9 protein-coding genes and 1 tRNA gene are annotated in these 13,305 nt (G+C 57.2%); 7 read left to right on the forward strand and 3 right to left on the reverse strand.

Going from position 1 to position 13,305, the window contains the following annotated elements:
- Positions 1-161: 161 nt before the first annotated feature.
- The 3 genes from C5O23_RS10685 to C5O23_RS10695 form a co-directional block, all read right to left on the reverse strand.
- On the reverse strand, positions 162-758 hold the full coding sequence (locus C5O23_RS10685) for a UpxY family transcription antiterminator (protein ID WP_107032936.1): 597 nt from the start codon (positions 756-758) through the stop codon (positions 162-164).
- Between the two features lie 322 nt (positions 759-1,080).
- Positions 1,081-1,162 (reverse strand) — tRNA-Leu (locus C5O23_RS10690).
- 155 nt (positions 1,163-1,317) lie between these two features.
- Entirely contained in the window at positions 1,318-2,541 is a 1,224-nt protein-coding gene (locus C5O23_RS10695; RefSeq protein ID WP_107032937.1) for a M16 family metallopeptidase, read from the reverse strand.
- Positions 2,542-2,732: 191 nt separating this feature from the next.
- Between C5O23_RS10695 and C5O23_RS10700 the strand changes: the two genes are divergently transcribed.
- The 7 genes from C5O23_RS10700 (at position 2,733) to C5O23_RS10730 (ending at position 12,717) form a co-directional block, all read left to right on the forward strand.
- Positions 2,733-5,354, forward strand: a complete 2,622-nt coding sequence (locus C5O23_RS10700) for a valine--tRNA ligase (RefSeq protein ID WP_107032938.1) — start codon at positions 2,733-2,735, stop codon at positions 5,352-5,354.
- A 225-nt stretch (positions 5,355-5,579) separates the two neighbouring features.
- Positions 5,580-6,014 (forward strand): dUTP diphosphatase, encoded by a 435-nt coding sequence (gene dut, locus C5O23_RS10705; RefSeq protein ID WP_107032966.1) that lies wholly within the window; start codon positions 5,580-5,582, stop codon positions 6,012-6,014.
- Positions 6,015-6,077: 63 nt separating this feature from the next.
- On the forward strand, positions 6,078-7,826 hold the full coding sequence (locus tag C5O23_RS10710) for a tetratricopeptide repeat protein (RefSeq protein ID WP_107032939.1): 1,749 nt from the start codon (positions 6,078-6,080) through the stop codon (positions 7,824-7,826).
- A complete protein-coding gene (locus C5O23_RS10715) occupies positions 7,823-8,704 on the forward strand; it encodes a DUF4292 domain-containing protein (RefSeq protein WP_107032940.1) in 882 nt (293 codons plus the stop codon). Before C5O23_RS10710 ends, C5O23_RS10715 begins: the two co-directional genes overlap by 4 nt.
- A 56-nt stretch (positions 8,705-8,760) precedes the next feature.
- Positions 8,761-10,161: a murein hydrolase activator EnvC family protein gene (locus C5O23_RS10720; protein ID WP_107032941.1), complete on the forward strand. Its 1,401-nt coding sequence runs from the start codon at positions 8,761-8,763 to the stop codon at positions 10,159-10,161.
- A 136-nt stretch (positions 10,162-10,297) separates the two neighbouring features.
- Positions 10,298-12,028, forward strand: coding sequence for a DEAD/DEAH box helicase (locus tag C5O23_RS10725; protein WP_107032942.1), 1,731 nt, complete (start codon positions 10,298-10,300; stop codon positions 12,026-12,028).
- A gap of 59 nt (positions 12,029-12,087) precedes the next feature.
- Complete coding sequence (locus C5O23_RS10730) at positions 12,088-12,717, forward strand: DUF3256 family protein (protein ID WP_107032943.1); 630 nt, start codon at positions 12,088-12,090, stop codon at positions 12,715-12,717.
- The last annotated feature ends 588 nt before the right edge of the window (positions 12,718-13,305 follow it).

The raw sequence follows: 13,305 nt of genomic DNA on the forward strand, positions 1-13,305 counted from the left end.
CACCACGGCACCGGTCCCAAGATCCGGAAAATAAGTTATATTTTTCGGAGTCGAGCAAGACCCCAACAGCAACGCAGCTGCAAGAAAACATGATGAGATGAATCGTATGCGCATATGTAAAGTTTTTTCATTCCGCCAGCTCCAAGCTGGAGCGGCATTAATTACTTGTCAACAAGTTCTATATCAACAGCCTCTATCACAACCTTCGCACAGCCAAGAATATCAATCCTGACTATCAGCTCGCTATGTCCGTCATCCGTAGTGACAACCTCACCCTCAAGACCGCAAAGCTTCCCGCGGGCCACTCTCACCCGATCGCCCTTCTGAAAAGAACGCTCGGAAATCGTAACCGGCACATCAGACTGACCAAGCATAAAGCGCAAAGTCTCGATCTGCCGGTCAGGAATGACAGCCAGCGGCTTGGCAGAGGAATTACCCGAAGCCTTGTTGGTCATAAACCTGTTGATATACGGCAGCGCCACAATCTGCATACGCTCCCGCTCCGAACATCTTACGAAGACCAGAGTAGGAAGCACAACATGCTCGATCTTAGCACGTCTGCCGTTTTTCCATACACGATAGAGGGTTTGTGTAGCGAGATAGCTCTCATAGCCGGCTTTCGCCAGCCGCTCATGAGCCATTTTTTCGGTATTATTCTTCACAATAGCCACAAACCAGCAACGTCGCTCCACGCCTACGGCGCCGCCAACGCCCGAAGGCACCGTCGTAACGCCCTTTGTCACTACATCAGCACTCATTGTAAAGAATTGTCAATAAAGGCTTATAGCGAAATCACTCTTAATAAGAGATGATTTATCGGGTGCAAAGTTAAGAAATAATTCTGAAATAGAGCGAATTAAAGAGCTTAAATCAAATCTGAAAATTACATAAAATTTCAATCTGTTTAAACGCGCATCGTCAACCATTAACGTAACATTTTGGATCACAATTAATTGGCGTAAATTATTATCTCTTATTAAGAGATAATTCCTCCCCCCTCTCCCCGCCCGTCCAAAACAGCCACAACGCAAAAAGAGCCGATCTTGCAACTGCAAAATCAGCTCTTCTCTTTTTGAACCGTGCGCATGAAGGGACTCGAACCCCCACGTCCTGAGACATTAGATCCTAAGTCTAACGCGGCTACCAATTACGCCACATGCGCATTCAGTTAAAGTTATGGCCAAACCGCCCGCAGAATTACACCTTTCAGACGATTTACCCCGCAAAGTTACAACATTCCCCCCAAATCTCCAAACAAACGCACTGCTAAGAAACAAAAATCGTCAAAATCCCCCTCCCCCTCACTCCACATACAAATCAGACCAGCGTCAGCCGCGAAAGCGAAGCCAGCGGAGCCGCAGCCTCACGCAGATCAGCCGCACTCACAGCCCGCAGCGCCTCAACAGTCTCATCAAACCCCACAGCACGGCCGCGATAAAGCACACTCCGCCCCATCGAAATCGCCACCTGCTCCGAATTCATCGACCCAACCGTCAGCTGACCTATCAGCTGCCTCCTCGCAGCCTCAAGCCGCCGCTCCGACATAAGACCGCCGGCAAGCGCATCGACCACACCGCCCACAACCCGCAGACAGCGGCTGACATCCGCCGGATCACACCCGAAATAAATAGTCAGCAAACCATTATCACTCATCAGCGACGTCGAAGCGTCAGTCGTATAGACCAGCCCGCGCCGCTCCCTCAGCGCCACATTCAGAAGCGAATTCATCCCCGGACCGCCGAGCACATTCACCAGCAGCGCCAGCGCCGTACGCCTCTCGTCAAGCATCCCCGGCACCCTCGCCCCCAGCAATGTATGCGCCTGATACGACCCCACCTTATCATTCACAACCTCAAAGCGCTCCACCGTCGGCGGCACCACCCTCTCAAGCGCCACACCAGCCCTGCTCAGCCCGCCTAACCGGCGCTCAGCCATCCTGAAAACCCTCTCGGCCTCCATCGGACCCGAATAAAACAACACCATTCGCCCAGGCGTAAACCGCTCCTCAAGCCAGCGCCGACACACCCCCTGATCAAACCCCGCCAGCGTCTCGCGCGTACCTAATATATTATGCGCCAACGGCGACCCCGCATAGATCAGATCCTCGAAATCATCAAACACCGCATCTGACGGCGTATCCAGATAAGTATCAATCTCCTCAGCCACCACCTGCTTCTCACGCCCTATCTCAGCCTCAGGAAACACAGCGTCATCCACCATCTCCCCCAGCAGCGCCATAGCCCGCGCCAGATTCCCCGCCGGAAAAGTCGAATAGACCACCGTCTCCTCCTTCGTAGTATAAGCATTCAGCTCACCCCCCACAAGCTCCATCCGATCCCTCACATAAGCCGCCCTATGGCTCGAAGTACCCTTGAAAATCGTATGCTCCACAAAATGCGCCAGCCCGTGCAGACCCGCCGCCTCATCACGGCTACCCGCATTCACCGCCACACCGCAATGCTCCACAGGCATCGCAACCCGCCGCGCCACAATCCGCAGCCCGTTGCCGAGCCTATGATATTGAATCATCTCGTCAGACATAAAAATAGAGAATATTTAAAAGGTAGTTTAAAAACAAATTCCGGCTGCAAAGATACACAATTGCCCCGACATCCCCCACCCCCGCCACACACCAAAAAATCCATGCCGCAAAACCAAAATTGCCAATTCACAAAAAAATTGTAATTTTGCACCTCTAAGAATAATAACAACCACACATCGACCAATCAATTATGGAAGAATTAGCAACCAAATATGACCCGCGTGCCGTCGAAGACAAATGGTATGCCTACTGGATGCAGCACCGCCTGTTCCACTCCGAAGCCGACGCCCGCGAGCCCTACACCATCGTAATCCCCCCGCCAAACGTCACCGGAATCCTCCACATGGGCCACATGCTCAACAACACCATCCAGGACATCCTCATCCGTCGCGCCCGACTCATGGGCAAAAACGCCCTCTGGGTACCCGGAACTGACCATGCAGCCATCGCCACTGAAGCCAAAGTCGTAGGCAAGCTCGCCGCCGAAGGCATCAAAAAAAGCGACCTCACACGAGAGGAATTCCTCGCCCACGCATGGGAATGGAAAGAAAAACACGGCGGAATCATCCTCGAACAGCTCAAAAAACTCGGAGCATCATGCGACTGGGAACGCACAGCATTCACAATGGACGACATCCGCTCCCGCTCAGTAATCAAAGTCTTCGTCGACCTCTACCGCAAAGGTCTCATCTACCGAGGAAAACGCATGGTCAACTGGGACCCAAAAGCCAAAACCGCACTCTCCGACATCGAAGTAGTCTACAAAGAAGAACACTCAAAACTCTACTACCTCCGCTACAAAATCGTCGGCGAAGAAGGCTATGCCATCGTGGCCACCACACGCCCTGAAACCATCATGGGCGACACCGCAATGTGCATCAACCCCAACGACCCCAAAAACCAGCACCTCCGCGGCAAACGCGTCATCGTACCCCTCGTAGGCCGTGAAATCCCCGTCATCGAAGACGACTACGTAGAGATCGACTTCGGCACAGGCTGCCTCAAAGTCACACCCGCCCATGACATGAACGACAACATGCTCGGCGAAAAACACAACCTGGAGACAATCGACATTTTCAATGACGACGCCACCATCAGCGAAGCCGCCGGAATGTACATCGGCATGGACCGCTTCGCCGTCCGCGAACAAATAGCCAAAGACCTCGCCGAAGCAGGACTCATCGAAAAAATCGAAGACTACGAAAACAAAGTCGGCTACTCCGAACGCAACCCCGACACCGCAACCGAACCCCGCCTCAGCGACCAATGGTTCCTCCGCATGGAATCCCTCGCCGCACCCGCCCTCAAAGCATCCGAAGACGGCGTCATCCGCTTCGTACCTGAGAAATTCAAGACCACCTACAACCGCTGGATGACCGAAATCCGCGACTGGTGCATCTCGCGTCAGCTCTGGTGGGGCCACCGCGTACCCGCATGGTACCTCCCCGGAAGCGAGACCTTCGTCGTAGCCGAAACCGCCGACGAAGCCCTCACACTCGCCCGCGAGATCAACCCCGACCTCACCGCCGACGACCTCCGTCAGGACGAAGACTGCCTCGACACATGGTTCTCATCTTGGCTCTGGCCCATCTCCCTCTTCAACGGCATCCTCGAACCAGACAACGAAGAAATCCGCTACTACTACCCCACATCCGACCTCGTCACAGGCCCCGACATCATCTTCTTCTGGGTAGCCCGAATGATCATGGCCGGCTACGAATTCCTCGGCAAACAACCCTTCAACAACATCTACTTCACAGGCATCGTCCGCGACGAAATCGGACGCAAGATGTCAAAACAGTTCGGCAACTCACCCGACCCCCTCGAACTCATAGCCGACTACGGAGCCGACGGAGTACGCATGGGCATCATGCTCGCCGCACCCGCAGGCAACGACATCTTCTTCGACAAAAAACTCTGCGAAAACGGCCGCAACTTCTGCAACAAGATCTGGAACGCCTTCCGCCTCGTCAAAGGCTGGGACGTAGACCCGGCCCTCGAACAGCCCGAAAGCTCACGCAAAGCCGTCGAATGGTTCAGCGCCAAACTCTCCGAAGCAATAGCCGAAATCAACGACTCCTTCGAGAAATTCCGCATCTCCGAAGCCCTCATGACAGCCTACCGCCTCTTCCGCGACGAATTCTCTTCATGGTACCTCGAAATGGTCAAGCCCGACTATCAGAAACCGATCGACCGCGCAGGCTACGAAGCCACAATCAGCTTCTTCGACAGCCTCCTGCGCCTGCTCCACCCCTTCATGCCCTTCATCACCGAAGAACTCTGGCAGCACCTCGCCACCCGTCGCGAAGGCGAATCAATCATGTACGCATCCATGCCCCAGGCATCCGCACCTGACACCGCCATCCTCGCCGACATGGAAACCGTCAAGGAAATCATCAACGGCATCCGCGGAGTCCGCGCACAGCGCAACATCCCCTCGCGCGACACCCTACAGCTCAACATCATCGGCGCCGACATCCCCATGCAGGCCGTAGCCATCCGCCTCGGCAACCTCTCAGGCATCGCCACCGTAAGCGAAAAAGACCCCGCAGCAGCCTCGTTCATGGTAGGCACAACCGAATTCAACATCCCCCTGCTCAACAACATGGACGTTGAAGCCGAGCTCGCCAAACTCACCAAAGAACTCGACTACCTCCGCGGCTTCAAAACCTCAGTCGAAAAGAAACTCTCAAACGAACGCTTCGTCAGCAACGCTCCCGCAGCCGTAGTCGAAGCCGAACGCAAAAAACTTTCCGACGCCACAACCAAAATCGAAGCCATCGAGCAGACAATCGCCGCACTCAAAGCCTGATAGCCACACAGGCCACGCCCCACACACCGCAACGCCAGGAGAGACAAGCCCCGCGCCTGTCACCCCTGGCGTTTCCTTCACCACTCCCACACCCTCCTCCAGACCCGATTTTATAATTATTAAGGAGAAAAATACCCGCATTATGCAGGAATTTTGCTACTTTCGCTTGTTTATTCAACGAGGCAACTCACTTTCGACTATCGCAACCGTCTACTTATGGAAAGAATCAAGGTAAAAATCATCAATGAATCAGGCCACGACCTCCCAGCCTATGAAACCCCATCCTCAGCAGGAATGGACGTCCGCGCCAAACTCGACACCCCCCTGACCCTCCAGCCCCTGCAGCGGGCACTCATACCAACCGGACTGCGCATACAGCTGCCTCACGGCTACGAATGCCAGGTGCGACCCCGCTCAGGCCTCGCCCTCAAACACGGCATCAGCCTCGTCAACACCCCCGGCACAATCGACGCCGACTATCGAGGCGAAATCGGCATCATAGCCATAAACCTCTCAGACACCCCCTACACCATCTCTGACGGCGAACGCATAGCCCAGCTCGTAATCAAAGAATACGTCCGTGCGGAATGGCAACCCGTCAGCACCCTCGACCACACCGAGCGAGGCGACGGAGGCTTCGGACACACCGGAGTAAACTGACAACTAATCTGACTAATTGGACTAATTAGCCCAATTGGCCTAATCCACCCAACCCCGCCCCAAATGAAAAAGCTACCACTGCTCATCCTTGCCATACTCGCCCTCGGCGCCCTCTCGGCCATCGCCGCCGGCCGCCAAAGGCAGGCGGGGTCTGAAACCGAAGACACCCGCAAGGCCGACTACATCTACCTCGAAGCCCTGCGAGCAAAATCGCAGAGCAACCACGACGCAGCCTTCGCCCTCCTCCAGCGCGCCCACGAGCTCAACCCCGCCGACCGCGAAATCGGAGTAGAACTCTCCACCTACCTCCTCAGCCTCTCCCAGACCGACTCAGCACTCCTCACAAGCTCAATGGCCCTCCTCCGCGACTACTGCGAAGCCAACCCCACCGACATCTACTACGGCGGACGCTACGCAATGCTCAACGAACAGCTCCTCAACCGCGATGAAGCCCTCCGTACCTGGAAGCGGCTCCACACCCTCTACCCCGACCGCCTCGAAGTCACCTACCGCTACGCAGGAGCCCTCGCCCAGGGAGGCACTCAGGCCGACCGCGACAAAGCCATAGCCGTCTATGACTCCGTCGAGATAGCCGAAGGCAAAAGCATACCACTCTCCTCAAAGAAAATACAGCTCTACTACTCCCTCCAGGACACAGCCTCGATCCTCGCCGAAGCCGACCGCCTCCGCAACTCCGCCCCGCGCAACGTCGACTTCCAGGTATTCTCAGGCGACATCTACTCCATGTTCGGCCTAAACGACCAGGCCAAACAGTTCTACGACAGCGCCTGCATCCTCGACCCCTCAAGCGGCCTCGCCTACTACTCGCGCGCTCAGTTCTACCACACCCTCGGCGACAGCGCAGCCTTCAACCGCGAAGTCTTCCAGGCACTCGAACAGAAAAACCTCGACGTGGAGACCAAGCTCGTCATCCTCCGCAGCTACATCCAGGAGATGTTCAACGACTCCGCAAACTTCCCCCGGATCGGACAGCTCTTCGACGTGCTCATCGACCAGCACCCCCACGAACATGACATCCACGACCTCTACTCACGCTACCTCATCGTAACCAAAGACTACTCCAAAGCCGCCGAGCAGACCGAACGCGCCCTCGACCTCGACCCCGCCGACAGCGAAGGCTGGGAAATGCTCACCTCGCTCTATCTGCAGGTCGACCGCCTCGACGACGCCCGCCAGGCCATCAAACGCTCCCTCCGCTACTACCCCGACAACAGCCGCCAGTATCTCGTGCTCGGCTCAATCTACGACCAGGAAGGCCAGCGCGACAAAGCAGCCGCGGAATACCGCCACGCACTCTCACTCACCGACTCGACTGACGTAAGCCAGCTCTCGCGCATCTACGGAGCGATGGGCGACAACCTCTACGCCAGCGAGCAAGCCGACAGCGCATTCGTCTACTATCAGAAATCACTCCTCTACGACCCCGACAACACCCTCGCCCTCAACAACTGCGCCTACTACCTCGCCTGCGAAGGCCGCGACCTCGACCGCGCCCTTGAGATGATCGAAAAAGCCGTAGGCGCAGAACCCGAAAACGCCACCTCGATGGACACCTACGCCTGGGTCCTCTTCAAACGCAAAGACTACGCCAAAGCCCGCGAGATCATTGACCGCACCCTCTCACTAACCGACGAGCGCAGCGAAGAGATCCTCGAACACGCCGGCGACATCTACTTCATGGACGGCGACCCCGACGGAGCACTACGCTTCTGGAAAGAAGCCCTCGAACTCGCCCCTGACAACCAGCTCCTCGCAAAGAAAGTCAAACACAAGACATACTTCTTCAAATGACCCACCAAAACCGCCGCCGCCTCCCGCGGCTCCAAACTCTCGGCCTCCTTCTGATAACACTCACAGCCCTCCTGGCCTCATCATGCCGCTCCGGCCGCAACGCAGCCGGAAGCAACACCGGCGACTACAGCCAAAACACAGGCAAAACCCTCTCGCAGAGCCAGCTGAAAACCATGCTCAACAGCCTCAGCGACAGCTACGGCACCTGGAGTGACGTAAAAATTCCACTAACCCTCCGCCTCAAAAGCCCCAAAAAGATCAGCATCGGAGGCACCCTCACCATGCAGCGCGACCGCAGCGTCCACCTCTCCCTCCGCTTCCTCGGCATGGAAGTAGCCTCACTCATGGTCACCCAGGACAGCATCTTCGCCCTCTACAAACTCGAAAGGCTCTACTTTGCCGAAAGCATCTCCGACCTGCTCGGAGGCTTCCCTGCCACAGTCGGCAACGTCCAGGACCTCCTGCTCGGACGCGCCTTCATCCTCGGCGACACCCCCCTGGCACCCTCACGCTGCACCCTCGCCGGCACCCCCGAAAACTGGACCATCACCCCATCAGGCACCCCCTCAGGCATAGCCTACACCTTCACCATCTCCACCCCCACAGGCAATCTTGAAAGCCTGACAGTCACCCCCGCCACCCGCAAACCGCTCACAGCCGAATACACCGACTTCGCCACCGGCCCCGTCGGCCCCTTCGCCGCCACCACCCTCCTCACCGCTGCCGGAGGCAAAACCACCCTCAGCGCCCAGCTTGAACTCAACGCCCGACGCGCCGAATGGAACACCGGAGCCACCAAAAACTGGTCCACACCCAAAGGCTACACCCGCATCAAAGCCGCCGACATCCTCAAAATAGTCACCAAAATGGCCAATTAGCCTAATCAGACCCATCTCAGTCTAATTAGCCCAATCCAATCAAAACCCGCCACCCAGTGCCCCATTCATCACCATCCGGAAACCTTCTGAAACTGTGCCGCAGCCTCGCGGTGCTCCTGCTTGTCGCCATCATAGGCGCAGGCAGCCCTGCCGACGCCCAGACCCGACACAAGAACACCAAAACCACCATTCGCAAAACCGCCACAAAACAGAAAACCGCCACCCGCACCCTCGAATCAGTCAGAAAAGACAAAAGCACCACCGAAAAAAAAATCTCCGAAACCGCCACCAGACTCAACACCAACACCAAAGAGCTCCAGCGGCAGATCAACCGCCTCAACTCCCTCAACGGCGACATAGAAGCCAACCGCAGCAAAGTCCGCGACCTCCGAAGCCACATCGACTCGCTCGGAACAGCTATCAGCACCACCGCCGACTCCATCAAGATCCTCGAAGACGACCTTGAAGCCATGCGCCTGGCCTACGCCAAAGCCCTCCGCGAACTCCAGCCCCACGCAGCCAGCACCGGAGAACTCAGCTTCATCTTCTCAGCAAAAAGCTTCTCCGAAGCCTACAGCCGCATCCGCTACCTGCGCCGCTTCTCCGCATGGCGCGAACGCAGAGCCGAAAACATCCGCCGGGGGATAGACCGCATAGCAGCCCAGCGCGCCCGCCTCACATCGCTGCGCCACTCCCAGGACCTGGCCTACCGCAAAGCCGAAGAAACCCAGACCACACTCTCACGCCAGCAGGCCGAATCTGAAAAAATGGTCACATCCCTGCGCAAAGAAGACTCAGCCCTGCGCGCCATGCTCAAAGAGCAGAAACGCAAATCGGCCGCTCTCGACCGTGAACTCGACCGCCTCATTGCCGCCGAACAGGCCCGCATAGCCCGCGAGGAAGCCGAAAGAGCACGCCGGGAGAAAGAGAAAAACAAAGCCAAAGGCACCAAAGCCTCTGATACCGGACGCTCGGCCAAAGACGTAGCCTCGGCCAACGCCCCGACCCGCACCGCAGCCTCCACCTCTGCCTCGGCACTGACAGGATCATTCGAAGCAAACAAAGGCCGGCTCCTCTTCCCCGTAGCCGGATCATACAAGATAGTACGCCGTTTCGGACGCCAGCCACACCCCACCCTGCGCCATGTCGAAACCGAAAACTCCGGCATCGACATCGAAGTCAGCCCCGGCACACAGGCCCGATCTATCTTCGCCGGAAAAGTCTCGGCCATCTTCAGGCAAGACGGCTTCAACTCCATAGTAATGATACGCCACGGACGCTACATCAGCATCTACGCCAACCTCTCGGCCGTCACCGTCAAGCAAGGAGACAGCGTCAAAGCCGGACAGAACATCGGCACCGTCTTCTCCGACCCCGACGACTCAAACCGCACCACCCTCCACTTCGAGATCCGCAACGAGCGCCAGAAACTCAACCCCTCGCAGTGGGTCAGATAACAGCCCCGCCGACCGGAGATCAGACTTCCGGCGGCATCTAACAGATTGTTTAAGAGTCCGTTTAAAAACCGGCTTTTAAAACAACGCCTCTAAACCAAACCTGTCTCTGACAGGTTATAATCACAAAACCGTATATATGACAACATTTGAAGAACTCGGCGTCAGCCAGCCGCTGCGCAAAGCCGTTGAAGAGCTCGGATTCGAATATCCTATGCCCGTTCAGGAACGCGTGATCCCGCGCCTGCTCGGCGACGCCAATGACATAATCGCCCTCGCCCAGACCGGCACCGGCAAAACCGCAGCCTTCGGACTGCCTCTGCTGCAGCGCATCGACCCCGCCGACCACACTCCCCAGGCCCTCATCCTCGCCCCCACACGCGAGCTTTGCCTCCAGATAGGCAGCGACCTGGCCGACTTCTCGAAATACATCCCCGATGTCAAAGTGCTCCCGGTCTACGGCGGCTCAAGCATCGAAAGCCAGATCCGCGGACTCAAAAAAGGGGTCCAGATCATAGTCGCCACCCCAGGCCGTCTGATCGACCTCATAAAGCGCGGAGTGGTCCGCCTCGACGGAGTACACACCGTAGTGCTCGACGAAGCCGACGAGATGCTCAACATGGGCTTCCTCGACAGCATCGAAGAAATCCTCTCCAACATCCCCGCCGACCGCAAGATGCTGCTCTTCTCCGCCACAATGCCGCCTGACATCCTCAAGATTGCCAAGCGCTACATGAAAGACTACGAGGAACTCGTGGTCGGAACCCGCAACGAAGGAGCTGAAAACGTGCGCCACATCTACTACATGGTCAACGCCCGCGACAAATATCTGGCCCTCAAGCGCGTGGTCGACAACTCGCCCAACATCTACGCCATAGTCTTCTGCCGCACCCGCCGCGACACCCAGGAGATAGCCGACAACCTCATCCGCGACGGCTACAACGCCGAAGCCCTCCACGGCGACCTCTCCCAGCAGCAGCGCGACATTGTGATGAAGAAATTCCGCGACCGCGTGGTCTCCATACTCGTGGCCACCGACGTGGCGGCCCGCGGACTCGACGTCGACAACCTCACCCACGTCATCAACTACGGCCTGCCCGACGACACCGCCGTCTACACCCACCGCTCAGGCCGCACAGGCCGAGCCGGCAAGTCAGGCGTCTCGATAGCCATCATCCACTCGCGCGAAAAAGGCAAAATGCGCGAGATAGAGCGCATCATAGGCAAGACCTTCGAACACAAAGACGTGCCCACTCCCGAACACATCATCGAAAAGCAGCTCTACAACCTCGCCGACCGCATAGAGCGCGTCAAAGTCAACGAAACCGAGATAGCACCCTACCTCTCAGGCATCTCGCGCAAACTCGAATGGCTCTCCGAGGAAGACCTGCTCAAGCGCGTCATCTCGCTCGAATTCAACCGCCTGCTCGACTACTACAAAGACGCACCGAAAATCGACTTCATCGACGCCAAGCCCTCTCGCTCGGAGCGCAAGGCCCGCAAGGCTGCCGCCGAGCGTGAGCACGAACGCCCCAAAAACGACCGCGAGAAAGACCGCCGAACAGCCGAACGCGGCTTCGAGAGAGTCTATGTCAACATAGGCAAGCGCGACGGCTTCTTCGCCGGAAACCTCATCGACATGCTCAACAGGCTCATCAACGGCAAGCGCGTCGACGTGGGCCGAATCGACCTCCTGCCAGGCTACACCCTCTTTGATGTCAAGAAATCCGATGCCCGCAAGGTGGTCGGAGCGCTCACCGGAGCCGAATTCTACGGAAAGCGCCTCCACAGCGAGATAGCCGATCCCGAACGCGACTACAGCCGCATAGCCGAAAAACGCAAAAACAAAGCCAAAAAGACCGCCAGCTGAGCCCCGCGGAACTCTTCACCGAAGCCAACTGAAACTCTCATTCAAAATTCCGTCACACAATGAAAAAACTCCTCCTTACAGCAACCCTGCTCCTTGCCGGAGCCTTGGGTGCGATGGCCCAGCTCACCGCTGCCGACGCCTTCACATCGGCTCCGCAGAACATATTCCCGCTGCTTGACCGCAACACACGCCTCGACATGGTCGACTACGTGAAGAGCGGCCTGTCAACCCCCTCGCAGAACAGCCTGCAGGGGCGCTCAGCCATAACCGAGATCTCGCCCGAATCACTGACCGTCAAGATGTCAGACTCATCGGCAGCCCAGGTCGCAGTGCTCAAAGGGCAGAAAGGCGACATCATAGCCCTGATAAGCACAGTGGCCACTCCCGGACTCGACTCATCCATACGCTTCTTTGACAGCAGCTGGCAGCCGCTCGACGGCGCCGCCATGTTCACCAAACCCGGATGGAAGGAATGGCTCACCGACGCCGGACGCGACAACAAGGAAGAAGTCACCATGCAGGTGCCCTTCATGCTCGCCTCCTACCGCATCGACCCGGCCACCTCAGAGCTGACGCTGACCAACAATCTGGCCCGCTTCCTCGACAAAGATGTCTACTCCATGATCGAAAGCTATCTCCGCCCCTCGCTGACCTACAGCTGGAACGGCAAGAAATTCACTGCCCGCTGACCCTCCGCCGCCGGAAGGCACAGCGCACAGCCCTGTCTCCACGGCAGACACATCCGCGACCGCAGCCACAACCGTAGCTGCGGCCGCGTCATTTTCTGCCATTTCCACAGCCTCAGGAGTAGCCGCAGTCCGCTCAGCCTCCGCGCGCTGCAGTTCCCTGACATGCCGGCGCCGTTCGGCAGCCGCACGCGCTCTTGCCGACCGCTCCTTGGCCTTGTCGAGCTCCGGCTGTATCATCTTGAAAATCAGAATCGAGTCCAGACCGTCGGCCAGCGTCGGCTCACGCCCCGCAGCAAGATAATCATCCACGTGCCGCAAGCTCTTGGCAGCCTGCTCCGACGGATCGTCCAGATAACTGACAGTCACCCCTATACGGCGTTCAATACCTGCATAAAACTCCTCTGACACCGGACGGCGCGCCCCGTTTTTCTTCCTGCGGCCCTTGCCGCCTGCAAATTTCTTGTTCATAGCGATAAAATGATAAAAGTTTTTTCTCTACGGCAAAGATACGCACCGCCACCACCCTTAAGGGTGCGATAATGCGGAAATGTTAAGATTTTTTATTGCCCTCCTTTAGAGGGTGTTCGC

Source organism: Duncaniella muris, assembly GCF_003024805.1.
Classification (GTDB): Bacteria; Bacteroidota; Bacteroidia; order Bacteroidales; family Muribaculaceae; genus Duncaniella; species Duncaniella muris.

Coding starts and splice junctions, on each gene's coding strand:
- C5O23_RS10685 (WP_107032936.1), bottom strand. CDS start 758: ATGAGTGCTGATGTAGTGACAAAGGGCGTTACGACGGTGCCTTCGGGC.
- C5O23_RS10695 (WP_107032937.1), bottom strand. CDS start 2,541: ATGTCTGACGAGATGATTCAATATCATAGGCTCGGCAACGGGCTGCGG.
- C5O23_RS10700 (WP_107032938.1), top strand. CDS start 2,733: ATGGAAGAATTAGCAACCAAATATGACCCGCGTGCCGTCGAAGACAAA.
- C5O23_RS10710 (WP_107032939.1), top strand. CDS start 6,078: ATGAAAAAGCTACCACTGCTCATCCTTGCCATACTCGCCCTCGGCGCC.
- C5O23_RS10715 (WP_107032940.1), top strand. CDS start 7,823: ATGACCCACCAAAACCGCCGCCGCCTCCCGCGGCTCCAAACTCTCGGC.
- C5O23_RS10725 (WP_107032942.1), top strand. CDS start 10,298: ATGACAACATTTGAAGAACTCGGCGTCAGCCAGCCGCTGCGCAAAGCC.
- C5O23_RS10730 (WP_107032943.1), top strand. CDS start 12,088: ATGAAAAAACTCCTCCTTACAGCAACCCTGCTCCTTGCCGGAGCCTTG.